This is a genomic window from Winogradskyella psychrotolerans RS-3 (genome assembly GCF_000427335.1).
Classification (GTDB): Bacteria; Bacteroidota; Bacteroidia; order Flavobacteriales; family Flavobacteriaceae; genus Winogradskyella; species Winogradskyella psychrotolerans.
This window is the reverse complement of record NZ_ATMR01000060.1, coordinates 1-26,860: the sequence shown is the minus strand read 5'-3', so window position 1 is coordinate 26,860 and position 26,860 is coordinate 1. Positions and strand designations below refer to the sequence as shown.

Genomic DNA, 26,860 nt, shown 5'->3' with positions numbered 1-26,860 from the left:
TCCTGCCTACGCAGGAATTTAACTATGATTAACAAACGCCTTCTCATAAAGCACTTACTTGCTCACAACGATGAGAACAGTTTTTATGATAAAAAGCGAAAAATTGACATTAGTCAAAAAGAAGGAAAAGCGAAGTTTTTAAAACATGTTTGTGCACTTTCTAATAGTAATTCAAAGAACAATTCTTATATCGTTATTGGCGTAGAGGATACCGACAATGAAATTATTGGTGTCGATTTTTTTGATGATAGCAAAATTCAGAATCTTATTAACGCCTACCTCAACAATCCACCAATTGTACAATATGAGAACATTCCGTTTCCGCATTTACCAGACGATAAAGTCGTTGGTTTAGTTACTATTAGACCCATTGATAGTATTACAGCTCTTAAAAAAAACATCTGGAAATATTATGGTGGATCTGTATTTTTTAGAGACGGAAGCATCAGCATGCCCAAGGTTTTTGATATTGAAATTAAGGATGTGAATTCAAAAATCGTTGCCGCGATTGAAAATAATGCACAAAATAATATTGAACTTACGCTAGACGGTGTTTTCGATTTTATGAATAAACGTCAAGATTTTAGTCCGCAGTACAAAGTCTTTAAAGAATACTTTGTGTTGTGTTGGTCTGGCTACAAAAAGTATGTAAAAAATGAACTGTTCTTTTCTAGAGTAGATATCGAATTAATTAATGAACAGGTGCGCTTATTTTATTCAGCTTTAGATGAAGTTTCTATTTCATATACAGAAGACTCTTTTAAAATTATTGAATATGTAAAACTAGGTTTGTATCAGTCTCATAAATACCACAAACTCGAAGAAAAAATCATTCACTTTGAAAATAACGCTAATTATTCAATAGAAGTTAATCTCGTATTTGAGCCGCCTCAATTTGATAAAAAAGTATTACACCATATTTACAATTCTAATAATTCAATTTTAGAAAACTTAAAAAGCCATGACATTGTCTCAAAGTGAATCTAAAGATTTAAAGAATATAGCTGCCAGCTATTTAATTTGTTATCTCAACGGATTTGATTTGGCATTGCAAAAATTGGAAGACATAAAACCGTATTTAAAAAGCTACAATTTAGAACTCTATTATTCGTACAAAGAAACGATGCGGATTTTAAGGAAAGTAAAATACAGTTAGTTTATCGATAATAAGCGTTTTTAATCCTTGATTTTTGCGTCTTGTCGAAATGGATTTAAAAAGACTACTGATTATACAATTTTTTCGACCATTCATCAAAAACTTTACTGACCCACTAAAATATTGTCCATATTTGTAATGCTATTAATCAATTACCAAACCTTGTTTCTCTAAAGCCAAAAGCTGAAAATTGAAACAAGGTTTTTTTATGTGCTTAAATAAAATTCAATTGTTCTTGTTCATTTGGAATTATACCATCAACAGAAACATCCATCCACTTCGAAAGTATTGTTGCATATACGGATCTAAAATCTACATTGTATTTTATATCGCCATTACTATCCAAGTCATTTAAACTCGCCAAATTATTATAAAAACCTGCTTTCTTTAAATCCTTACCAATGACGAAAACATTATTAGCAGCACCATGATCAGTACCATTAGCTGCATTTTGTTTGACGCGCCTTCCAAATTCTGAAAAGGTTAAAATCAATGTGTCTTTAAAAGTGTCGTTTCGCTTTAAATCGCTTACAAATGCCGAAACACTTTCTGCATATTGTGATAATAATTTTGTTTGTTTATTATTTTGATTCGCATGGGTATCAAATCCTCCAAGTGACGTATAGAACACTTTAGTATCTAAACCCGAATTAATAAATTGAGCTACATTTTTAAGTTGTTTTGCAAATGCGTTTTGAGGATAGGTTTCTTGTGATGTTTTTACATCCGTATTTTCAAAAATATAACTGGCAGATGACTTGGCTTCAATCATCGTTTGGTATAAATAGCCTAAGTTATGTTCGCTTAAATGTGTGTCGTTATAATGACTTAATATATTTTGAAAGTAAGGATCTTTTGCCGAATTATATAGTACTTTAAAATCATTCGTTGCAATACCGTTAAAGTGCTCACCTTTCATTGCCAAACTAAGCTGCTCATCAATTTCTATGGCATTGTATGGCTTTTTTCCATGCTGATCTAAATAACGGCCTAACCAACCACTTTGCAAATACTCATCTGAGCCACTTGCTGTTTGCCAAATATCCATAGACCTAAAATGTGATCTAACAGGATTGGGATAACCGACGTTATTGATGATAGATAATTCACCATTATCAAACAACGCACGCAATGGGCTTAAACTTGGATGAAATCCTAAATCGTCGTTTAGTTTTATAATATCTTTAGTAATGGCTAATTTTGGTCTTGCATTATAATACAGATCATTGTTGTATGGAATTATGGTATTTAATCCATCATTTCCACCAGCCAATTGCACAATAACCAAACGCTTATATCCTAAACGTTCTGAAGCTACAGATTCGAATGCTTTTACAAAATTAGGCACAAAAAATAAGCTGCTCGCTAGTGCGGAATTCTTAAGAAATTTTCGTCTATCCATAATTAACACATTTGATATTCTGGTAATGACATGAGCTGAATGCAGTATTCTTGTTTAGAAACTTTGCTCAATGTTTTCAAAAAGTCAGCAGTCCCTTTATTAATAGTCCCTTGAAGCACATAATCTTGAAGATCTTCAGTGGAGACGGTTTCAAAATTTTCTAAAAAAGTAGTCCAATTAGGTATGGTTTTAAACGGCAATTTACCTTTATGATTTTGCATAAATTTCTTTTTAAATTCATCATGTTCATCCAAAGCAATTATGGCACTATTCAAAAGCACAGAAGGCAATTTTAAACGTACCATAATGGTATTGGCATCAATCCAAGCTTTATCGCCCTTCCAGCCTGCAACATTCGGTGGATTTAATAAGGTCTGGCCAAGTAACTTTTGAATTTTAATGAGGTCTTTTTCTTTTTCAAATTTCACAGGCACTGTAGTCGTCAATCCTACTAAATACTCTATCGGAGATTTTATTTTTGAACCGATGTTTGCGTCATCATAAAACCAATCTGACAGAAACACAAAACGCATTAAATTTTCGATATTATAATCTTTAAAAAACACACCTGTCATAGCTTCTATATGTTTTTGATTGGGTTTTGGATTTACAAAATAACGGTAGATTTTATCTGAAATAAACGCAGCACATTGTTTATGCTCAAGAATAATATTGACAATATCATCTCCTGAAAAATGTCCTGTTTTTCCTAAAAAGGTTTTTAGGCCTTCATCATGTCGTGGTTGGGCTAATACAAAATTTCCATCAAAATCATGATTATATCCTGTAAACGCACGAGCACTTTCTTTAATATCTGTTTCAGAATATTGACCTTCACCTAAGGTGAACAACTCCATTAATTCGCGCGCAAAATTCTCATTAGGTTTTGCTTTTCTATTTTGATTTCCATTTAAGTATTTAAGCATTGCTGCCTGTTTTGAAATGGCTTTCACAAACGCTTTAAAATCACCTAGAGCATGCACTCTTAATGTATTATTGAATTGCTGAGCATAAACTACACTATTAGCCTTGCATACAAAATGATTCGCCCAAAACATGGTCATTTTCTCTCTTAACAGTTCTTTAGGTTCTACTAATTGATTTATCCAAGCATAATTAAGATCCATAAGTTTTTTTCTGCTTTTGGCTCTTATTTCTTTAGAAAATTCAGGATTATCTTTTAGTTGTTTCGACGTCACTCCTTCCATAAAAGATAAATCTAATTGAATAGGTGTGTTTGATTTTGAATTATCAAAAAGTGCTTCAACGACTTGCTGCTTATTTTTAAAAAAAGAGTTCAGCTTGTTGGGATTTATACCAAATCCTGCTCGCCAATACAAATGTTGAAGTTCTTGCTGTGTCATATGTAATAAGACTTAATATTTTACGGATGGTTTAACCTAAGGCTTTTCAAATAAAAAAACCGCCTCTTAAGAAACGGTTTTTAAAATTAAATATTTTTGAATAAGTTATATAACTAAAAATCAATTAATAAACCGTGAAATTAAATCACGACTTCCAATGGTAAAAACCAGACCTAATCCTATGGTGCTGTATTTTCCTTTTCCGAAGAAATCCTTTAATTCAGATGGCACATTAATGTCTGTTGTACTAACATTATAACTATAATCGAGATATATCATAAAATGCTTCGCCAACTCATAATGAAGATATAATCCATAGCGATTTAACTTGGCTGAATCATGTTGTTCAGCGATATCGGAAGTACTAAACCCTGTGTTTTTATAATCTAAATCGCTATCAATAGAAATATTAAGCCCTAACCGCAATTTTTCAGTTGGCAAAAACTCATAGCCTAAGTATATATAATTTTCAGCAATTCTCGATTTTCTATAACTCCCTACAAGCTCTTGATTTTTAACATCAAAATAGCTAGCACCTGTCGCAAGCCCAATAAAAAAGTGCTTATAAATATACATTTGCACTTTAAAATCAATTCCAGATTTACCTTCTAAGCCATCTCCCATAAAATTGTCACCACTTGTGAAAGGTTTATGCCCTCCTGCCGTAATTGCAAAAAATCGTTGACGCCCTTCTGAATCTAAAAAGCTGCTTTTAGATGTGATTTCAGACTCATTTTCAGAAACGTTCTCTTGTGCAAAACCAATAGAACAAAATAAGCTAATGCAAGTGAACCAGAAGGTTTTAATAAGAGAACGTAAAGTCATAATTGTCTTCATTTATAGTTATAAACTCTGTTATTTCTGGCTCATCATTTATGGAATATGTAAACTCCACAATCTCACCAAGCGGTACTTGTAATAGCCATTCATAATCCGGATTATTATCATTAAGAGTTTGAGCTATAAATCGCTCTTGATAACAAGCACTTTGATATTCGCTGAGAGTTTCTCCTTCAAAAGACTCTAGACAAAAGCCTTCAATATATCTAAAACTATAGGTAATGCTAGTAGATTCTCCACTTATTCTAACAATATTATAATTAAAGCTTGCCATTTTTTTTAAACTTACCGTTCCGAGATCAAAAGTTAGATTTACCGGAGTGAAATTAAGAGTATTGGACTTATAAACGTAAGTGCTGTAAGTCTCACCAAAAGCAACTTCGATAGCAAAATCCTCATCTTTATTATAAAACGATATTACAGAAAACGTACCATCAGTAGCACTATAACCTTCACCTAAGAGATATGAATTTTCTCCTCCACTAAAATTACCTCTTCGAGTATGGACACTTACTTTAGCATCCGGAACAGGCATATTGTCTTGGTCTTTAATTGTGCCTTCAACTAAAATCCTAGTATTATCTTCTAGGTGAACCTCACAACTCAAAACCGCCGTTAAAAAAAACGGTATTAAGAAGAATTTAAATAGTAATTTCATAACATGAAGTAGATCGGTTTTAAAGTAGATGCAATTTGTAAGAAAAGGTTGCGTCACTACAATGTTAAAAAAAATAAAGCCACATCTTTCGATATGGCTTTAAAATATTTAAAAACTTAACCTTAGCTTAAAGATCAAACTTAATCCCTTGTGCTAAAGGCAATTCGTCAGAATAGTTAACCGTATTGGTTTGTCTTCTCATATACACTTTCCATGCATCAGAACCAGACTCACGTCCACCGCCTGTTTCTTTTTCACCACCAAAGGCACCACCAATTTCAGCACCAGAAGTTCCGATGTTTACGTTAGCAATTCCACAGTCAGAACCAGCATAAGATAAAAACTTCTCTGCTTCTTTCATCTCGTTAGTCATGATGGCTGATGATAAACCTTGAGCCACACCATTTTGTTTCTCAATAGCATTTTCAACCTCACCAGAATACTTCATTAAGTATAAGATTGGAGCAAATGTTTCGTGTTGTACAATTTCAAAATGATTTTCAGCTTCGATGATTGCTGGTTTTACGTAACAACCACTTTCAAAACCTTCACCTTCTAAAACTCCACCTTCAACTAAAACGTTTCCACCTTCAGCTTTTGCTTTTTCAATAGCCGCTAAATAGGTATTCACAGAATCCTTGTCTATTAAAGGCCCAACATGATTATTTTCATCTAACGGGTTACCAATTTTAATTTGTCCATAAGCACCAACAATGGCATCTCTTACTTTATCGTAAACTGATTCGTGAATAATTAAACGACGCGTAGATGTACAACGTTGTCCACAAGTACCCACAGCACCAAATACAGCACCAGGAACCACCACTTTTAAATCGGCAGTTGGTGTAATTATAATGGCATTGTTTCCACCTAATTCTAATAATGATTTTCCGAAACGTTCTGCTACTGTTTTACCAACAATACGTCCCATTCTTGTAGAACCTGTAGCAGATACTAGAGGCATTCTATGGTCTGTAGTCATCATTTCACCAACTTTGTAGTCTCCATTAATGATACAAGAAATACCTTCTGGTAAGTTATTTTCTTTTAAAATACCAGCAATTATATTCTGACAAGCTATTGAACATAACAAAGATTTTTCAGAGGCTTTCCAAACACAAACATCACCACAAATCCAAGCTAAAGCTGTATTCCAAGCCCAAACTGCTACTGGAAAGTTAAATGCTGAAATAATACCAACGACTCCAATTGGGTGCCATTGTTCTCTCATCACGTGACCAGGACGTTCTGAAGGAATGGTTTGTCCGTTTAATTGACGTGATAAACCCACAGCAAAATCACAGATATCAATCATTTCTTGAACCTCACCGTAACCTTCTTGCAACGATTTACCCATTTCGTAAGACACTAATTTCCCTAAAGGTTCTTTTAAGTCTCTTAATTTATTACCAAACTGACGTACAATTTCGCCACGTTGTGGTGCAGGTACATCTCTCCAGGTTTTAAATGCGCTAGTTGCTGCATCCATTACCTTATCGTAATCTGCTCTTGTTGTTGTTTTTACTTTTCCTATTAATTTGCCATCTACAGGAGAGTAAGATTCTATAATTTCTCCATTAGAAAAATTATTAGAACCTGTAGAAGATCCTTCATTTATATCTTTTACACCCAACTGTTGTAGGGCTTCTTTTATTCCGAAATCGGTAGCTACTGCTTCCATATTTGCTTATTTTTTATGAATTATTAAAATTTTATGCGAAGTTAGTAATAAAATATCAGCTTTTCTCATCGCAAGCTTGTCAAAAAAGAGAACACTTAATACTTCAAAATTTAATATCCTAGAACGCCTGAACTACTCCAATTAAAACAAAGTGGATTTCTTTTTTTAACATAAAAATTAAATGTAAAGCCATTATTAGCAACAATTTAATATCTTTAAACACATATAGTTAACCAACCTCAAGGACTACCATTAACCTAATTTACTTTCATCCTAACGAGAGTAAATGATTCATTATTTAAGACTCATACGCCAACGACTTCTATCCGAAAATAAGTTTTCGAAATATTTACTCTACGCAATAGGTGAAATTACCCTTGTCGTTATTGGGATTCTCATTGCATTACAGATTAACAATTGGAATGATAATAGAAAACAACAAATACAAGAGCAGAAATTATTAGTATCATTAAAATCCGACTTTTTAGAATCTAAAAATCGTTTACAACAAACGATGTACATGCAAAAAAATGTGATTAGAAAAAGTAGTGAACTTATTAAAATGTATGAAGGTAAAATACCTCGTGCAAGTAACGATTCTATAAAAAATTTTATCGTTTATGGTGCTCAAAGCTGGTATCGCGCCGAATTTTTAACAGGAGCTTACGATGCCTATATTAGTACTGGAAATGCCGAGTTATTATGTAATAACCAGCTTAGAAAAATGCTTGCCGAGTATTTCTCAATTGTAAAGTTAGGTTTTGAGGATCAAGATAACAGTATGAATCTTCTAAATAATATGCAAAATATAAGTGCTCCAGTAAGTGCGCATCTAGAATTAACCAAGGCTCGAAAACGAATTGGTCTAGATACCCTAAGAAGTCCTAAAGAAAATATGGCCATTGACTTTATTTTTAAACAAGACGCCTATTTTGGCTATTTAATGAATAGAGTTGCCGTTGAGCATCTTAGATATACGATACAAGAAGAAGTGTTAAACAAAATATCACAAATAGTAGTGATACTAAACGAAGAAATAGAATTATAAAATGATTAAATTCTTCCGTAAAATCCGCCAAAACCTAATTATGGAAAATAAAACAGGCAAATACTTTAAATACGCCATTGGAGAGATTGTGCTTGTAGTTATTGGTATTCTCATAGCGCTTCAGATTAATAATTGGAATGACTGATTTAAAGATTGACTTCATCTCTAAATAATAACGAATGAACTAATCAGGTGGATTCCTGCCTTCGCAGGAATGACAAAATAAAACCAAATTTGCATAAACAATATTTCCCAACTTCATTAACTCATTTGTGTATAATTATTAACTTTAAGACCAATTTAACAATTCACCTACGTCTAAAACTAAAAATCTAAGCGTACTTATTTAACAAGAAAGCGCCTACCTTTGCTTCTTAGTCGAAACATTCAATTAAATCCATCAGCAACATGAACATCAAAAAGCACCTCCTCCTACTCCTAATTCTAGCATTTGTATGTTCTTGTAAAAAGAAGCCTGTTGAAACGGATAACATTTTTAAATTTAGAGACTATATCAGTTACACTACTTCAGGATTGGTGTCTGTTGCAGATCCTATAAAAATTACGCTTTCAGATACTGTTAGTGGTTGGGAAATAGATAAAACATTACCTGCTGACCTTATTAAATTAACACCTCACGTTCAAGGACAATTAAAAGCCATGAACAATCATACACTTTTGTTTACACCAGACGAAAATCTAGAACCTGCTACAGAATACACCGTAAACGTTAAATTGGGTGAAATTTATAACACTATACCAAAGGATTTTGAAGATTATACGTTTCAATTTAAAACCATCACACCAAGCTTTAATATCACCACCCAAAACCTACAATCGTATAGTAAGGAATGGCAGTATATGTTTGCGCAATTACGATCGGCTGATGTGATTTCACTTAATGAGGCTAAAAAATTAGTCGCTGCTACTCAGAACTCAAAATCTTTACATTTAGTATGGAATGAAGCTAATGAAACTTCAAAATTCTTCGAGTTTAAAATAGATAGTATTAACCGTTTAGTTGAAGACAGTAAAATTGATGTCACATGGGATGGATCTGCCATAAAAGCGGACAATAAAGGAGAGAACTTTATCACTATTCCTGGAAAAAATAATTTCACCATTGTTAATACAGAAGTTGTTCAAAGTCCGGAACAATTCTTATCGCTAAACTTTTCAGATCCTTTAGTGAAGCAGCAAAATTTCGCTGGATTGGTATCGCTTCAAGGCGTTAAAAACCCAAAATATATTGTCGATGGTAATGTACTAAGAGTGTATCCAGATACTAAATTGGTTGGAGATATTCAAGTCGATGTCTTTAAAGGCATTAAAAATACCGATGGTTTCAAATTAAAGAAACCGTTTTCAGAACTGCTAACTTTTGAAGAATTAAAACCTGAAGTCCGACTTATTAGCAACGGAAGTATTCTTCCAAATTCAAAAGAATTAAAATTCAATTTTGAAGCAGTTAATTTGAGTAAAGTCGATGTCAGAATCATTAAAATATTTGAAGATAACGTCCTTCAATTTTTACAAGATTACGACCTTAATAGTGGCGACCAATATGCTATTAAAAAAGTAGGACGACGTATTGCAAAGGAGACCATCACTTTAATTCAAGAAGAGAATCAAAATACCGGAAAATGGAAAGCTTACAGTATTGATTTATCAAAATACCTTAAAGCAGATCCTGGTGCGATTTACAGAGTAGAACTGAGCTTTAAAAAGGAGTATTCGCTTTACGATTGTACGTCAAACGCTGAAACAACAACCATTGACGAAGATGATTATTACGACGATTATTATGAGGAAGATTACTACGCTTCTGAGGAGCTTTCTGAAGAAGAAGAAAACTTGCGCGAAGAACGCTACTGGGACAATTTAACCTATAGCTACAGAAACACCAATTATCGTTGGAGAGATAGAGACAATCCTTGTACGGACTCTTATTACAATTACGGCAATCGCGTGGTGTCTCAGAATTTAATTAGTTCAGATCTTGGAATTATTGCGAAACAAGGTGCGGATAACAATTATTTATTTGCGATAACGAATATTCTATCAACTAGTCCAGAAAGTGCTGCAAAAGTCACACTATACAATTACCAACAACAAGAATTAGCAAATGGAATTACCAATAAAGACGGTATTATAAAAATCGATGCTAAACACAGAGCCGCTTTTGCGATTGCTACTAAAGGTAGTAATGTGAGTTATATTAAATTACACGATGGTATGTCCTTATCGCTGAGTAAATTTGATGTGTCTGGTAACCGACTACAACGTGGACTTAAAGGTTATATCTATGCAGAACGTGGTGTTTGGAGACCCGGAGACAGTTTGTTTTAACGTTTATGTTGAATGACGTTGCGAATAAACTACCAAAGCGTCATCCTGTAAAATTAGAAATCACAGATCCTGTTGGAAAATTGGTATACAGAAAAATCTCTATAGACAACCTTAATAATTTCTATGATTTCACTGTACCAACCTCAACCGATTACAAAACCGGAAATTATAATGCGAAGGTTTCTGTTGGAGGAGCAACCTTTTCTAAAGGTTTAAAAATTGAAACGGTAAAACCAAACCGATTAAAAATTAAAATCGATTTTGAAAATGATATTTTAACCAACGACAAGCCACTTCAAGGAGATTTAAATGTGACCTGGTTACACGGCGCACCAGCAAAGAACTTAAAAGCGGAAATAAAAGCAAAATTCACATCAACTTATACAAGTTTTAAAGGCTATAAAGATTACGTTTTCAACGATCCTACACGAACATTCAATTCTGAAGAAACCAATGTTTTTGAAGGTAATTTAGATGAAGAAGGCCATGCTACAATTGACGCGAAATTAAATATCGGTAAAAATGCTCCTGGTATGTTAACAGCTCAATTTTTAGTGCGAGCGTTTGAAAACGGAGGTGATTTTTCACTAGATGCTTTTACCATGCCCTATGCACCTTACGAAAGTTTTGTTGGGTTACAATCACCAAAAGGCAACAATTATGGTTCATTCTTTACAGATGAAAACCACACGTTCAATATCGCAACCGTAACGGCTGAAGGCAAACCTATTAAAAGAGAGAAACTAGAAGTCAAGGTTTATAAAGTGGAATGGCGTTGGTGGTGGAATTCGTCTTACGATAACTTATCGAGTTACGTATCGAGTGATTACCACAGACCTGTTCAGACGTTTTCTGTGAATACAGATGCCAATGGAAAAGCAAATTTCAAACTAAAAATCCCAGAAGACGAACGCGGACGCTACTTAATTAGAGTTGTAGATCCTGTAAGTGGTCATGCCACAGGAAGAACGGCTTATTTCTATAAAAACTGGTGGTCATCAAATCCTTCAATCGATAAGGAAGCGGCTAAAATGTTAGTGTTTTCAACCGATAAAGAAAATTATAATGTTGGCGATACGGCAAAATTAACCTTCCCTTCAGGATCTGAAGGTCGGGCTTTAGTAAGTATAGAAAATGGTTCAGAAGTGCTACAACATCAATGGGTAAAAACCAAGCCAGGCGAAACCACCATTGATATTCCTGTAACTTCCGAAATGGCACCAAACGTCTTTATCAACATTTCATTATTGCAACCGCATGCGATAACGTCTAACGATTTACCAATTCGTCTATATGGAGTCATTCCGATGATGGTAGAAGATCCTGCAACTAAATTAGAACCTCAAATTAAGATGCCAGATGTTATTAGACCTGAGCAATCTTACGAGATAAAAGTATCTGAAAAGAATAACAAATCTATGACCTATACCATTGCCGTTGTAGAAGAAGGCTTGTTAGATTTAACGCGTTTTAAAACACCAAATGCTTGGGATAGTTTCTATGCACGTGAAGCTTTAGGCGTAAAAACTTGGGATATTTTTGATGATGTTATTGGAGCGTATTCAGGAAGTATTGACCAAGTCTTCGCTATTGGTGGAGATGGCAGTGCTGCTGCTGGAAAAAACAAGAAAGCCAACCGTTTTAAACCTGTGGTGACCTATTTAGGCCCTTTCCTTTTAGATAAAGGTCAAACCAAAACGCATCAACTTAAAATGCCAAATTATATTGGTGCGGTTAGAGCCATGGTTGTAGCAGGTAATAATGCGACGGAAGCTTATGGAAGTGCTGAGAAATCGGTTCAGGTTAAAAAACCATTAATGGTGTTAGCGACTTTACCACGTAAATTGAGTCCTGGCGAAAAAGTAACACTTCCTGTGACAGTTTTTGCCATGGAAGACAAAGTGAAAAATGTCAATCTAATCTTAAAATTAAGTGATGGTATTGTCGTAAAAGGCGACGCTTCACAATCGCTAAAATTCAATAAACCAGATGAAAAAATGGTCTATTTTGAATTGGATGTTACCAAAGCAAAAGGCATCAATACCATTGAAGTCATCGCTACAGGAAATGGAGAAAAATCAACCTACAAAGTTGAAATTGACGTAGAGAATCCTAATCCGTTTACATCGCGTGTTATTGATAATGAATTAGAGGCGAATGCCAAACAAACAATAGATATCACAACCTTTGGTGTTGTAGGAACAAATTCAGCAACGGTAGAATTTTCAACCTTACCACCAATGGACTTTACGGGTAGATTACAATATTTAATCCGCTATCCACACGGTTGTTTAGAACAAACCACATCTGGTGTGTTCCCGCAACTATTTTTAGCTGATATATTTGATTTAACGGCTCAGAAGAAAAAAGAAGTGCAAAGTAATATTGAAAGTGGTATTAAACGTTTGGGTAATTTCCAACAAGCCAATGGAGGCATGAGTTATTGGATGGGAGAAAGTACAGCCAATGATTGGAGTACAAGTTATGCTGGTCACTTTATGATTGAAGCTGAGAAAAAAGGCTTTGTATTGCCATTAACGTTTAAGAGCAACTGGATTGCTTACCAACAACAAGCCTCTAGAAATTGGAGACCTAGTTATCGTGTTTATCATTCCGATTTGGCACAAGCCTATCGTTTATACACCTTAGCATTAGCTGGTAGTCCAGATTTAGCAAGCATGAATAGATTGCGTGAGTTTGAAGAACTATCTAACGAAGCCAAATGGAGATTAGCAGCAGCTTATGCTTTAGCAGGACAACAAGAAGCGAGTGATGCGATTTCTAAAACAGCAAATATCAATTTCCAACCGTCTAAATCTAATTATTACACCTATGGTTCAGTAGATCGAAATAGAGCCATGGCTTTAGAAACGATGATTATTACGGGCAACCCCAAAGCGAGAGATTTAGCGAAAACCATTGCTAAAGATTTATCAATCAATAATTGGATGAGCACACAAACGACGGCTTATAGCTTATTAGCCATGGGAAAAATGGTCGTTAAAAATGGAGGTAAAGATTTAAAACTGACTTATAGTATTAATGGCAAATCAGAAACTATAGACACTAAAAATGCCATTGCACAACGCAGTATTCCTATTACTGATGGCAGTAATCAAATTACGATCAACAACGCCAAAGACAATTTGGTTTATGTACGCATTTTAAACTCTGGTAAATTAAAATTAGGCGAAGAATTAGCGGAACAACGTGGCTTTAGTATTTCAACAATTTATAAAGATTTACAAGGCAACAAAATTGATGTTAAAACACTACTACAAGGGCAAGATTTTGTAGCCACAGTAAGTATTTCCAACTTAACTAATGACTATGTACATGATGTGGCCTTAACGCAAATTTTCCCTTCGGGTTGGGATATTGTCAATACAAGATTTACAGCCTTTGGAGATACCACAGTAAGTCAAGCGAGATACACAGACATTAGAGATGACAGAGTAAATTTCTATTTCGATATGAATCCTAAAGGCAAACATGGTACCAAAACGTTTACCGTGTTGCTGAATGCCTCTTACCTAGGCACCTATTATTTACCAGGCTCACAAGCTGAAGCTATGTATGATAATGACTATTTGGTAAGAAACAAAGGAGAATGGATCACTGTTGAGAAGTAGCACAACAAATTCCTGCGCAGGCAGGAATCTCATTCCAGACCTGCAAGGTTTCAAAAACCTTGTAGGTCTAATTAACCTAGAAAATTAATACCTACATGGTCAAAAAAAAGACCTTGCAGGATGAGTAAATAAACTAAATACTCGCCGTCCGGAAGGCAAGAATCCTAGAAACAAAACCGCTAAAAATGTTTAACCTTAAATCACAAAATTATGAGAAATTTAAAGCAGATTTTAGCGATCGGAATGCTCTTCACTGTCGCATTAGTAACAGCACAACAAAATGCTTATGTAGCAGCAGAAAGCGGATTATCCCTTAGAGACCAGCCCGATGTAAGCGGCAAAATGCTAAGCAAATTAGCCTATGGCGAGGCCATTGGAGTCCTTGAAAAAACAGATAAAAAATTAGTCGTGCTCGATGGCGGAAAAAAAGTAAGTGGAGAATGGGTAAAAGTTGAAACTCGAAACCATATTGGCTATGTATTTAATGGCTACTTATCTTCAACAAAAATTTCTAAAACCATTCGATTAGATTTAGACCAATTGAATGTTGAAATAAAGAATTTAGCGACAAGTGATTCTAAAAGACTTTATAACTTAAAACAAACCGACTCTACAACAATCCATGTCGATTTAGGAGAGTCACCTGAAAAAAAACAAATTGTTTTAGTTGATAATGACTATAAGCATGTGAGTATTTTTCAGCGTTACGAAAACAGCATTTCGTTTATGAGCGTCGATAAGAAATGTGATGCCAATGACTGGAAACATTTTGATTCGAAATGGAAGCCATTAAAACAAACGAGATCTAACACTTTTGAAACGTTAGCGTATACTGAAAATGATTGGAAACAATTTATTGACACTTCTGTAGAGGATTTAAAAACTGAAGTTATTGACCAATGTGGAGCAGACTGGTTAGACTATTTTAAGACGATAAAAAACGTGAAGGACTATCCTATTGGAGTTTCAACAAATCGTGTTTTTCTTAAAATCATCTTGACCGATTTTGAAGATAATATCACTGAAAAAATTATTGAGTTTGATATGCCTAAGGGCTGTTAACCAAAAATAACAAAACCTAACAGGTTTCAAAAACCTGTTAGGTTTAATTAAAAAATCAATTTATCGTTTTAAAGAAAAATGAGCTCTAAACTCTTTACGAACACCACTACTAGGCTCGTCATATTCTACTGTAAACCAATAGTCGCTTGTTGGCATCGCATTACCGTTGAATGTTCCGTTCCAACCTTCTCCATCCGGACTTAGTTGCTTTAATAACTTGCCGTAACGGTCAAATATGTAAATTATAGCATTACTACCAATTCCTTCAATATTCCAAGTCTCATTATTACCATCTCCATTTGGAGTAAAATACAGCGGGTAATCGATAATAAACTTTGATGTAACCGTTAAGCCACAGCCATTCTTGTCTCTTGCTGTGATTTCATGGTCTCCAGCTGATACGTTCGTAAATGTTCCTTCATCTTGCCAAGGCCCTCCGTCTAAACTGTATTCATAAACACCAATTCCTATAGCTAAAGCTTCTAAAACATGATTATCGGCAAAAGCTTGTGTTACTAGTTCTATAGTTAAACTTGGTGGTTCACTTTCTATCACTAATGTTGAATCTTCATTTTCACAACCTGTGACTATATTCGTTATATATACAGCATAAGTTCCTCCTTCAGTTGGCATAATACTAGATCCTGTGTGGCTTATAAGTGCACCTTCATAAGTCCATATAAAAGTATAATCTGCTGTAGACAAACCTGTGTCAATTACTAATGGTTCTAATATTTCTGTTCCATTCGTATTTAAACACAATGTATAATTATCTTCTAAATTAAATTCTGGTAATGGATTTACCTGTAACGTCAATGCGGCCACTTCATAACAGATTGATGTGTCATTTCCTGTTGTATCTAATGTGTCATTATCTACCCTCGCATAAATCACTTGTGGATTAATGCTATTTTCATACAATGTTGGTAAAGGGTTTACATTTAAATCCGCCTCTTCTTGTGTCGCGAAATACGTCACGATATAATTCAGTGGGTCTTGGCCATCTAAGACTTCAGCATCTCTTGTGGTTAAATTAAATTGAGCACTATCATTAGCTGGATTACCGTCGGTTTCCATATTGTCATCACATGTTTCGTAAACAATAGGTTCCATATTTGAATTGGCCTGAGCTGCTTCTTGTACTTCGATATTAAAACTTTGTGTGCTAATTGAACAACCCGTAATAGTGTTGGTGATGGTTACAAAGATTTGTTGTGGATTACTAAGATTGGTATATGAACCGGCAATTCCGTTAATTCCTGCCTCGGCATCCGCTAGATTTTCATGATAACTCACTATAAACTGCGTTGGGTCTTGACCGTTCAATACGTCTTCGTCTTTAGTCGTTAAGTCAAAATTATCAAAGCCATCGGTATTTAATTCACATTGTATAAAATCTGTTACCGCAACCACTGTTGGTAGAGGATGTACTACAATAGTAAAATCTACTAAGGCATAGCAACCGGTAGCATCCTTAGTCACCCTAACATAAATTTCTTGCTCTGAAGCTTCTATATTTGTGTACTGTGTTGGGTCTGGTATTTCATTTGTTCCGGAATTAGCATCGTCTGCACTCTCATAATATGTTACAGTAACTCCAGCTTCTCCGTTACGGATTAGGATTTCGTTTTCCGTGAGATCAAATACCTCTACGCCATCTCCCGTATTGATGTCATCACACAATTCTATATTTGGTAACAAACTGCTTTCTGTAGGAGTTGGATTAGGTAATACTCTTATTGTTAAAGTTACAAAATCTACACAACCCGTATTAGTATCGGTAACCACTGCATAAAGTGTCTGTGGATTTGCTACTTGTCCATTTACAGACGTATTATTATAATTTGTTGGGTCTGGTATCGCATTCTCTTGAGCTTGCGCATCTGTATTGGTTTCATAATAAGCCACTGACCAACTGGTATTCCCACCTGTAATTTCTACGTTTTTTACCGTAAGGTCAAACGCTGTTATTTCATCACCAGGCACCTCACCTAAGTCATCACATTCACTTAATTGCGTCGGCTGTATCGCTTCTGGTGGTAATGCGACAATCAATTCAAATTGCCCTGTATCATAACACCCTGTAATTGGGTCGTATAAACGCACGTAAATATTTTGAGGATTACCTGTATTCGTATAGTTTACAATATTGATGATTGGATTAGTTCCCGTTTCAGCATTGACAGCACTTATATGATAGGTTAAAATCACATTTAGCGGATCTTGACCATTAAGGATTTCTTCATCTTTAGTCGTAAGATCAAATTGAGCTAAACCATCATTATTGCTATCACAGATTGTATATGCTTCTAAATTTATGGGCACTTCTGGTGCTGGATTTACAATAAGCTCTAGCGCATTCTGAGTGAGACTATAACAACCTGTTAATGTATTCTCTGAACGCACATAAATCAATTGATTATGAGCAACAATATTATTATACAAGCCCACAATAGCATTACTTCCCGTCTCTGCATCATTCTGTGTTTCGTGGTACGTAATTACAACATCAGATTCACCATTTGTAATTTCTACAGTACGGATTTCTAAATCAAACTGACCAAAACCGTCATTGTCAACATCACATATTTCTATTGAATCTGGATTTGGCTCTGGTGTTGGTATTGGGTTAACTCTAAGGGTTAATGTAACGGTATTGTAACAACCTGTAATATCATTTTGTGCTCTTACAAAAATGGTTTGTGGATTGCTTGTGTTAACATACGGACTTACAATTGGGTTGGTCGCATTGTCTGCATCCAATTGTGTCTCATAATGCGTTAGTGTTATACCTGTTTGACCATTAAGTATATCGTCATTTACATTCTCTAAAATAAAACCTTCTTGTTCATCACCTGAATTATTAACATCACATAATTCTAATGGTGCTAGTGTTACTAATACAGGCAATGCGTTAGCGATTAACTCTAAACTTGTTATTTTATAACAGCCTTCTACCGTTGTATTATCTTCAACGCGTATCCAGATAATTTGATTAAAATCGTCTGTATTCACATAAGCTAATGGATTTGTAATTGCACTATTCGCTATTTCTGCATTGGCCTCTGTTTCATAATAGCTAACGATATATTGTGCTGGATCTTGGCCATTCAATAATTCTGATGCTTTGCTCGTTAAATCAAAAGTAGCATAACCGTCAGCAGATATATCGTCACATTCCTGTAATGGTGTGGGATCAACGAGCTGTGGTGTTGGCTCAACGATTAACTCTAACAAAATTATAGTCGCACAGTCTGTAGCTATAGTTGAACTTTCTACTCTTACATAAAGGATTTGAGCATTTTGCACAATATTATTATAGCTTACCGTAGTGTCTATAGCATCCACACCAATATCAGCATTGGTTTGTGTCTCGTGATACGTTACCGTGAGACCTGAAGTAACACCTCCCGTTATTTCATCATTGACATCCGTAAGCGTAAACAAACCATAACCATCATTATCTGGATCACAATATATTAAAGCTTGTGGAGTATTAGCAATTGGTGCTTGTTGCACTAATAATTCTAAAGTTGTAATTGCATAGCAACCTGTATTGACATCCTTAACTTTCGCAAAGATAATTTGACCGTTGCTAGTATTGGTATAAAGCATTGGCAATACATTTGTTTCAGCTTCAGCTTCTGCTAACGTCTCGTAATAACTTATAGAATAGTTAGGATTACTTCCTGTGATTTCTGCATTTTTTAAACTTAAATCTATTACTGTAAGTCCATCCGGCGTACCATCGTCACAAACTTCTAGTGGAGTTGGCGCGATAGGTGTTACAGCAGAATACACTGTAACTGATTGTGTACTTGTTGAAGGACAAATACCACTTGTTGTATATTCTAGAGTATAAGTTGCATCTGAGGCACCTCCAGTAATAAGTCCAGTATTCGTATCGATTGAAGCTCCATCCGTTGGCATTGGACTAAAGGAGAAACTACCCCCTGTATCTCCTGTTATTGTTGATACTCCACCATCACATGTTGGATTGATTGTAAATGAAGCATCATCCGCAACTAATACATTAAATGTTTCCGTTTTGGTATCCGAACACAATCCAGATGTTACATATTCGATAGTATAACTCGCTCCTGATGTTCCGTTAGTAACTGTTCCTGTATTAGAATCTATGATTGCTCCATCTGTAGGCGAAGGATTAAAACTAAAAGTTCCACCTAACGTATCATTAATAATAACTGTAGCGCCATCACAAGTGGCCGTAATATTAAAAGAAGCAACATCTTGAGTCAAAATATCTCCGTTCACAGCTGTTCTCGTTGCAGAAATACAACCTGTAATTAGATCTGTTGCTTGTGCATAATAAGTTCCTGATGTATCCACAACCAAAGTTGTGCTGTTAGATACTAATAAGTTTCCTGCAGTTGCCGCATCAAACCAATCTACAATAATTCCACTTGGGACTGTCACAGATAATGTAGCTTCATCTGAATTACAACCTGAATTAGCATCACCATCACTAATCGGTGCATCTGGTAAAACAGTAGATGTCGTCACACCAACTCTTGTTAACGATACACAACCTGTTACTGTATTTACAGCCTCGGCGTAATATGTTCCTTCCATTGCAGTGAGATACGAAATACTATCTGATTGTAATAAAGCACCACCCGTTGGCGCATCATACCAATTTACAACAATCCCACTTGGAACTGTAACTGAAAGCGTTGCGTCATTCGTTATGCAACTAAAATTAACATCACCATCACTAACTGGAGTCTCTGGAAAAGTAGCGCCAGAAGCATTAATAGAAGCTCTTGTTATAGACACACATCCTGTAATGGCATCAACAGACTCCGCATAGTAAATTCCTGGAGCTGTTGCTGTATAAGATTCAGAATTTGATTGTACTAAAGTACCACCAACAGCTGCATCATACCAATTGATAATTATTCCACTTACAGCCGCTACAGATAGCGTTGCCTGGTTACTAATACAGTCGAAATCAATATCTCCATTACTAGTAGGAGCCACAGGATTTGGATTAATAAATACTTCATATATATCTGAAAATGTATTACAATCTAAATTATTTATATTGGTAGCATATTCTGCAACTTTAGTTCTGTAATAGGTTCTCGTTGTAATTCCTGAGATAGAAATAGAGGCATTTGTCTCACCAGCAACATCAGTCCAATTAACACCATCAGTACTTACCTGCCATTGGTAAAAATGATTACTAAATACGGTAAAATCGGGTATTGCTGTAATAACATCTGAATATGGTGCTTGCGAATTACAAATAGAAGCCGAATTATTAGTACTACTGTCTTCTACCGCGATTAAATCTCCACAACTTTTAAACACAATATCATCAATAGCTAAATCATTACCACAGCCACCAGCTCCGTTATTAATCATTTTAAGTATTACAGAAGTCTGATTTGGTAAGGTCTGAAAAACTAATCCATACTGTTCCCATGTTGGTGTAACTTCACTATATATATTACCTGTATCACCAGAAGCTAATAAATTAGTATTAGTATTATCCCAAATTTCGAACTGTACATTTACAGGTATACCATTTCCTCCACATCCTGAAAGCGGTAATATATTTAATAACCATGATGAAAATTCGTATGTTGTATTTTCACATAAACCATTTATAGGTGCTGTGTAAAATTCTCCTGTAGTAAAACTTGCGTTTACAATTAATGCTTTTCCATTAACATCACCTGTATGGTCACTAGGCATACTCCAACCATAATGAAATGTTTCTGGTCCAATTGTATATTGGCCATCTTGAGGTCCTGGGTATCCGACAAAAGTATAAGTAGTTGTGCCAACTGGCAATTGTGGAATATAACTGGTTCCTGCTCCAAAATCTTCTACAAATATTGGATCACCAGAATTTCCTTGACAAAATCCTAATTGCGCATGCACTTCTTTTGAGAAAAAAGAAATACAAAAAATTATGATTATTTTAAGATTTAATAAATTGTTTCTCACGTTCAAATATATAGATAAGTTTGTATATTAATTTTGACTTTTAGCCGAAAAAGGCCCAAAAACCAGATATGTATAGGTCATGTATAGTTTAAATAAGTACTTTAAGAAAAATAAAATAACGTTGGTAGTGCTCTTTGTGCTTCTAATTGTATATTATTTCTGTTTACCAAAGAAATTATTCAAAGATCCTACGGCAACAATTATTACAAGTCAATCAAATGAACTGTTAGGAGCCTTAATTGCAGATGATGGGCAATGGAGATTTCCGGCAAATAATACTGTTCCAGAAAAATTTAAAACGTGTATTCTTCAGTTTGAAGACGAATATTTTTACCAACACCCTGGATTTAATCCGGTTTCAATAGTTAAAGCCTTAAAAGACAATTTAAGTTCTGGTAGCGTCAAACGAGGAGGAAGCACATTGACACAACAAGTCATTCGACTTTCTAGAAAAGGACAATCTCGGACTTATTTTGAAAAACTAAAAGAACTTATTTTAGCAACACGATTAGAATTCAGATCGTCTAAAGACTCTATCTTAAACCTCTACGCCAGTCATGCGCCATTTGGTGGAAATGTTGTTGGCATCGACGCTGCATCTTGGCGTTATTTTAACAGAAATGCCTCTAACCTATCTTGGGCAGAAAGTGCCACTTTAGCTGTATTACCAAATGCTCCAAGCTTAATTTATCCCGGAAAGAATCAAAAACGGTTGTTAAAAAACGAAATCGATTATTAAAAAATTGTTTGAAAATGGAACCATAGATGAATTGACCTATGAATTATCTATAGCAGAAAATTTACCACAAAAACCTTATCCCCTACCACAAATCGCTCCACATTTACTTCAAAAAGTAGCCAAGAAAAACAGAGGAGAACGTATTAAAACAACGATTAACATAGAACTTCAAGAACAAACGAATGCGATTGTAAAGCAACATTACAATCTCTTAAAGCAGAATGAAATTCATAATCTTTCCGTTTTAGTGTTAGATGTAAAAACAAGAGAGGTACTCACCTATATTGGAAATTCCCCAACAGACAAAACGCATCAAAACAGTGTAGATATTATTGATAAACCCAGAAGTACAGGTAGTATCTTGAAACCCTTTTTATATGCTGCCATGCTTGATGCTGGAGATTTATTACCCAACACTTTGGTGGCAGATGTGCCTACACAATTTGGAAGTTACCAACCCGAAAATTACAATCAAAGTTATGATGGAGCTGTAAAAGCCAATGAGGCGTTATCACGGTCGCTGAATGTTCCTATGGTAAGAATGCTTCAAGAGTTTGGGCTCGACCGATTTTATCATTATCTCAAAGCACTTCAACTTAAAGACTTAAAATATAATGCCAATCATTACGGGTTATCTTTAATATTGGGTGGTGCAGAAAGTAACCTATGGGATTTGTGTAAAAGTTATGCTGCAATGGCATCGACATTAAATCATTTTAACAGCAACTCTAGTCAGTATTTTACAAATGAGTTTTCTCAACCTATTTATAATTCTAATCAAACTGTTGACTTCGGAAAGCTAACATCCGAGAAAGGAGTTTTTGATGCCGCTTCCATCTTTTTAACCTTTGAAAGCATGAAACAAGTGAACCGACCAGAAAGCGATGAAAGTTGGAATTACTATGATTCTTCACAAGAAATCGCATGGAAAACAGGAACAAGTTTTGGATTTAGAGATGCTTGGGCAATTGGTACAACAAAGGATTATGTGGTTGGTGTTTGGGTTGGTAATGCCGATGGTGAAGGCCGGCCAGGTTTGGTTGGTGTACAAACGGCTGCACCTATTATGTTTGATGTTTTTGATTTGTTGCCTAAAAGTGATTGGTTTGCCAAACCCTATGATGAGATGCTTGAGGTTAGCATCTGTAAAAAAAGTGGTTATAGAGCGTCTTCAGTTTGTGATGTTACAGAAATGAAATACATACAAGCCAGTGGTAAGAAAACAGAACCTTGCCCGTTTCATAAATTAGTACACTTGAATGCTTCAGAACACTATCAGGTAAATTCATCTTGCGAAGACATTTCAAATATTACTAACAAATCTTGGTTTGTATTACCTCCGCTTCAAGCTTATTATTACAAGAATAAAAATCCATTTTACAAACCATTACCACCGTTTAGAATAGATTGTACTGAATCTTCTGGGGTTAACATGGAATTCATTTACCCCAACCAACAAAGTACTATTTATCTTCCTAAAGGTTTTGATGGAAAAACCAATGAATTAATATTAAAAGTCGCACACTCTAAACCAGAACTAGAAATACATTGGTATATAGATAGCCAATATATTGGCAGCACTAAAGATATACATGATTTAGCTGTTTTACCTCAACCTGGTAAGCATGTTATTACCATTGTAGATGAATTAGGAAATGAACTAAAACATCATATTACAATTTCAGAATAAAATATGTACCAGCAAAGAAGGTTATATCATTATCTGTTAATATAGATCCAACTGCTATGAGTTTTTGTGCCTCCATCATAAACCATGGTATAGAAATATGTACCTACAGGTAATTCATCTCCTTTATTACTTTGACCTTCCCATTCGTCGCTGTAGTTCTTTTGTGAATATACTAAAGTACCATACCTATTGTAGATTTCTATTTTAGAAACATCAAAATTACTTAGGTCAAAGTTATCGTTTTGACCTGGAGAAACACCTGGAGATATCCCTTGAGGTATAAAACAATCTTGAGGTCCTGAGTCTACAGAAATACTTACCGAAGTTCTAAAACCTGAAATACATCCTGTAAGATCATTAACTGCTTCAGCATAATATATTTCTTGATCGCTCATCGAATATGTTGTGCTATTGGCAAGTACTAAAGTTCCTCCTACTTCTGAATCGTACCAATTTACAGTAATCCCTGATGGTACGCTAACCGACAATACAGCTCCTTGAGTTACGCAATCGTAATCAACATCACCATCGCTCATTGGTTCATTTGGCGCAAATATACTTGTATTAACTGCTGTTCTGGCATTAGAAATACAACCCGTAATATCATCTACGGCTTCCGCATAATAGGTGCCTTCTATAGCAGCAGTATAACTAAGACTATTACCTAATAACAGGTTTCCTCCTACAGCATTATCATACCAATTTACAGTCACTCCTGCTGGAACAGAAACGTATAGAGTAGCTTCATTAAAATTACAATTAAAATCTACATCACCATCACTAATAGGTGATTCAGGTACAGCACTTATCGCAATTACCGCTGTTCTAGATGTAGAGACACAACCCGTTATAGTATCTAGAGCTTCAGCGTAATATGTACCCAATGCTGTTGTTGTATAAGTAAGACTACTAGCTTGTAAAAGGTTACCTCCAACAGCGTTGTCATACCAATTCACTTCTATATTTGATGGCACTGTAACAGATAATTGCGTTTCGCTTATATTACAAATAAATGGCATATCTCCATTACCTATAGGTGCATTTGGATTTGCATTGACTGTTATCTCAAAAGCATCAGAGAATAATAAACATTGGTCATTATCTAAATTCGTTGCTATTTCAGCAATCTTCGTTCTATAAAATGAGGACGCTGTTACTAAAGCGACAAGCGTTTGATTTGTTTCACCTGCAATATCTATCCATGTAATGCCATCGTTACTTTCTTGCCATTGATAAAAATGAGAAGTAAATACAGCATAGTCTGGTGTAGCCGTTAAGGTTAATGAAAAAGGTGTGTCACTATTACAAATGTCTGCCGACGTATCATCTACGTCATCAGTAACAACTACGATATCTCCACACGTTTTAAGCTCAATATCATCGATAGCTAAATCGTTACCACAACCACCATCACCATTATTAATCATTTTAAGAATTACCTCATCTTGACCGGCTAATGTTTGAAATACTAAACCATACTGTTCCCAAGTTGGATCCGCTGCACCATAAACATCACCTGTATCTCCACTTGCTAACAAATTAGTATCTGTACTATCCCAAATTTGAAAACGAACATCAAAAGGAATCTCTATACCTAAATCATGACAGAAGCCTGGTATTTTAACTAAATTAAGTAACCATGCTGAAAACTCATAAGTCGTAGCTTCACACAATCCTGAAATTGTTGTTCTATAAAATTCACCGGCACTGAAGCCAGCATTTACCATTAAAAATTTCCCGTCAGTATCATTAGGTGTATGATCTTCTACCTGATGCCAATCAAACCCATTTCCAAAAGAACCATTCCCTAGCGTATAAAACCCATCATCTGGAAATCCATCTGTATAATAATAAGTTGTTGTACCTTCTGGTAAGACTGAATTAATTGTACCCGTCCCAAAGTCTTCGGAAAAAATAGGATCCCCAGAATTCCCTGAACAGAAACCTAATTGTGCATTTACTCCATTTGAAAAAGAAAAACACATAAAGTTATAATTACTTTAAGACCCAAAAATTTGTTTAGTATGTTCATAAAAATTGATTAACAGGTTAATTAGAAACTGTCTAACACGCTCAAATATATATATAACATTGTGCAATAATTATAGTTTTATTGCAAAAAGAACAGCAAAATCACCCAATGTATAGTTCATGTATAGTTAACACAACGTTAAATTTGTTATTTTAAAAAAAACGACTGTAAACTTATTCAAATGTTCACAAGATATTAATGAGGTCATCTGTTTTTGATGCTATTATTATCATAAATTTTACGGGTTAAATAAAAAAACGTGTATAAAATTGAGAAAAGTTTAGAAATAGATTTCATAAAGTAATTATATCATAGTCGAAGTAAAATTAGAGAGTGTAGTATTATGACCGGTTTTTAATTTTATGAATCCTTAGAATAAACAGAAAAATGCAAACATTATATTAAAATCTAAAGTGCTCTTGAGTTCTAAAACTATAAAATGACTACTAAGTACAAAACAGAAAAAATAATAAGCTTGCCATTAAGTAACATTTCCGGATAACCTCCATTAAAACGATATTCACATTATAAAATTCAAAATTAAACCTGTTCTTTTTTTACTAAATAATTAAATTATTCTCCATGTAAAATTCTAATGTGTATTTTTACAATCTTAAAATTATTTTTAATTATGGAAACCGTACAGTTTATACATTCAAAATGGGCCTATCTAGTACTTTTAGTATTAGTACTTGCTACATTTAACGCATTAATTAAGTTTTTTGGAGACAAGGAATTCGATGCAAAAGATTTTAGAATTTCATTATTCGCATTAATTACAATGCATATTCAATTACTCATTGGTATTATATTGTATTTCACCAAGGATTATTTCTCAGTGATTGAGCAAGTTGGGGGTATGGGAGAAGTGATGAAAAATTCAGGATTGAGAAAATTAATTATAGAGCATCCTTTCGCCATGATTATTGCTGTTGCTTTAGTTACAATAGGCTATTCTAAACACAAAAAGAAATTGACTTCTAAGCCAAAATTTAAGCTATTGGCTATTTATTACACATTGGCTTTAGCTTGTGTCTTATATATGATTCCATGGAATCTTTGGTTTTAAATTTCAAATTATAGTATAAAAAAAGCGTCTAATATTATTTAGTACGCTTTTTTATTATTGTTAATTCTAAACTTTTAATTTACTTCGGTATTCTACCTCTTTAATCTAAGTAAATAATACACTGGAAAGTAGATCACTAAAGACCACCCGAAAACTACCACC

Annotated in this window: 12 protein-coding genes and 3 pseudogenes; 8 read left to right on the top strand and 7 right to left on the bottom strand. The window is 34.6% G+C overall.

The window, feature by feature from the left end; all coding sequences use genetic code 11:
• The first annotated feature begins 24 nt into the window (after nt 1–24).
• Nucleotides 25–1,156: pseudogene (locus ADIWIN_RS04545) on the top strand (ATP-binding protein).
• A gap of 214 nt (nt 1,157–1,370) precedes the next feature.
• Here ADIWIN_RS04545 and ADIWIN_RS04540 read toward each other — a convergent pair.
• The 5 genes from ADIWIN_RS04540 to amaB form a co-directional block, all read right to left on the bottom strand.
• Entirely contained in the window at nt 1,371–2,558 is a 1,188-nt protein-coding gene (locus tag ADIWIN_RS04540; RefSeq protein ID WP_020895601.1) for a DUF1501 domain-containing protein, read from the bottom strand.
• 2 nt (nt 2,559–2,560) lie between these two features.
• Nucleotides 2,561–3,922: a DUF1800 domain-containing protein gene (locus tag ADIWIN_RS04535; protein ID WP_020895600.1), complete on the bottom strand. Its 1,362-nt coding sequence runs from the start codon at nt 3,920–3,922 to the stop codon at nt 2,561–2,563.
• A gap of 120 nt (nt 3,923–4,042) precedes the next feature.
• Nucleotides 4,043–4,747, bottom strand: a complete 705-nt coding sequence (locus ADIWIN_RS04530) for a putative outer membrane beta-barrel protein (RefSeq protein WP_020895599.1) — start codon at nt 4,745–4,747, stop codon at nt 4,043–4,045.
• Nucleotides 4,725–5,420 (bottom strand): hypothetical protein, encoded by a 696-nt coding sequence (locus ADIWIN_RS04525; RefSeq protein ID WP_040756555.1) that lies wholly within the window; start codon nt 5,418–5,420, stop codon nt 4,725–4,727. The genes ADIWIN_RS04530 and ADIWIN_RS04525 overlap by 23 nt, the downstream gene beginning before the upstream one ends.
• Before the next feature lie 127 nt (nt 5,421–5,547).
• On the bottom strand, nt 5,548–7,101 hold the full coding sequence (gene amaB / locus ADIWIN_RS04520; RefSeq protein WP_020895597.1) for an L-piperidine-6-carboxylate dehydrogenase: 1,554 nt from the start codon (nt 7,099–7,101) through the stop codon (nt 5,548–5,550).
• Nucleotides 7,102–7,387: 286 nt separating this feature from the next.
• Between amaB and ADIWIN_RS19425 the strand changes: the two genes are divergently transcribed.
• The 4 genes and pseudogenes from ADIWIN_RS19425 to ADIWIN_RS04505 all read left to right on the top strand — a co-directional run bounded on the left by ADIWIN_RS19425 (nt 7,388) and on the right by ADIWIN_RS04505 (nt 15,192).
• Nucleotides 7,388–8,149, top strand: a complete 762-nt coding sequence (locus ADIWIN_RS19425) for a DUF6090 family protein (RefSeq protein ID WP_020895596.1) — start codon at nt 7,388–7,390, stop codon at nt 8,147–8,149.
• Nucleotide 8,150: 1 nt separating this feature from the next.
• Nucleotides 8,151–8,291 (top strand): annotated as a pseudogene (locus ADIWIN_RS21180) (DUF6090 family protein); the annotation flags it as partial.
• A 266-nt stretch (nt 8,292–8,557) separates the two neighbouring features.
• Nucleotides 8,558–14,130 (top strand): annotated as a pseudogene (locus ADIWIN_RS04510) (alpha-2-macroglobulin family protein).
• 210 nt (nt 14,131–14,340) lie between these two features.
• Complete coding sequence (locus ADIWIN_RS04505) at nt 14,341–15,192, top strand: SH3 domain-containing protein (protein ID WP_020895592.1); 852 nt, start codon at nt 14,341–14,343, stop codon at nt 15,190–15,192.
• Between the two features lie 60 nt (nt 15,193–15,252).
• Here ADIWIN_RS04505 and ADIWIN_RS04500 read toward each other — a convergent pair whose 3' ends face one another.
• A complete protein-coding gene (locus ADIWIN_RS04500) occupies nt 15,253–21,102 on the bottom strand; it encodes a T9SS type B sorting domain-containing protein (RefSeq protein WP_020895591.1) in 5,850 nt (1,949 codons plus the stop codon).
• Between the two features lie 193 nt (nt 21,103–21,295).
• On the opposite strand from ADIWIN_RS04500, the gene ADIWIN_RS22320 reads away from it, so the two are divergent.
• Together ADIWIN_RS22320 and ADIWIN_RS04495 are read left to right on the top strand one after the other, a co-directional pair.
• Entirely contained in the window at nt 21,296–21,907 is a 612-nt protein-coding gene (locus ADIWIN_RS22320; protein ID WP_438874653.1) for a transglycosylase domain-containing protein, read from the top strand.
• 4 nt (nt 21,908–21,911) lie between these two features.
• Nucleotides 21,912–23,597: a penicillin-binding protein 1C gene (locus ADIWIN_RS04495; protein WP_020895589.1), complete on the top strand. Its 1,686-nt coding sequence runs from the start codon at nt 21,912–21,914 to the stop codon at nt 23,595–23,597.
• Between the two features lie 29 nt (nt 23,598–23,626).
• On the opposite strand, the gene ADIWIN_RS04490 is transcribed toward ADIWIN_RS04495, so the two are convergent.
• Nucleotides 23,627–25,582 carry a T9SS type B sorting domain-containing protein gene (locus tag ADIWIN_RS04490; RefSeq protein WP_020895588.1) on the bottom strand — a complete coding sequence of 652 codons (1,956 nt, stop codon included), beginning with the start codon at nt 25,580–25,582 and terminating at the stop codon, nt 23,627–23,629.
• A 675-nt stretch (nt 25,583–26,257) separates the two neighbouring features.
• Here ADIWIN_RS04490 and ADIWIN_RS04485 point away from each other — a divergent pair.
• The gene (locus ADIWIN_RS04485) at nt 26,258–26,698 is read left to right on the top strand and encodes a hypothetical protein (RefSeq protein ID WP_040756565.1); all 441 of its coding nucleotides are present in this window, start codon (nt 26,258–26,260) and stop codon (nt 26,696–26,698) included.
• Nucleotides 26,699–26,860 lie beyond the last annotated feature (162 nt).

Excerpts from the sequence above, each read along its gene's own strand:
- ADIWIN_RS04530 (WP_020895599.1), bottom strand. The coding sequence starts at position 4,747 with ATGACTTTACGTTCTCTTATTAAAACCTTCTGGTTCACTTGCATTAGC.
- ADIWIN_RS04525 (WP_040756555.1), bottom strand. The coding sequence starts at position 5,420 with ATGAAATTACTATTTAAATTCTTCTTAATACCGTTTTTTTTAACGGCG.
- ADIWIN_RS04535 (WP_020895600.1), bottom strand. The coding sequence starts at position 3,922 with ATGACACAGCAAGAACTTCAACATTTGTATTGGCGAGCAGGATTTGGT.
- ADIWIN_RS19425 (WP_020895596.1), top strand. The coding sequence starts at position 7,388 with ATGATTCATTATTTAAGACTCATACGCCAACGACTTCTATCCGAAAAT.
- ADIWIN_RS04490 (WP_020895588.1), bottom strand. The coding sequence starts at position 25,582 with ATGTGTTTTTCTTTTTCAAATGGAGTAAATGCACAATTAGGTTTCTGT.
- amaB (WP_020895597.1), bottom strand. The coding sequence starts at position 7,101 with ATGGAAGCAGTAGCTACCGATTTCGGAATAAAAGAAGCCCTACAACAG.
- ADIWIN_RS04505 (WP_020895592.1), top strand. The coding sequence starts at position 14,341 with ATGAGAAATTTAAAGCAGATTTTAGCGATCGGAATGCTCTTCACTGTC.
- ADIWIN_RS04540 (WP_020895601.1), bottom strand. The coding sequence starts at position 2,558 with ATGGATAGACGAAAATTTCTTAAGAATTCCGCACTAGCGAGCAGCTTA.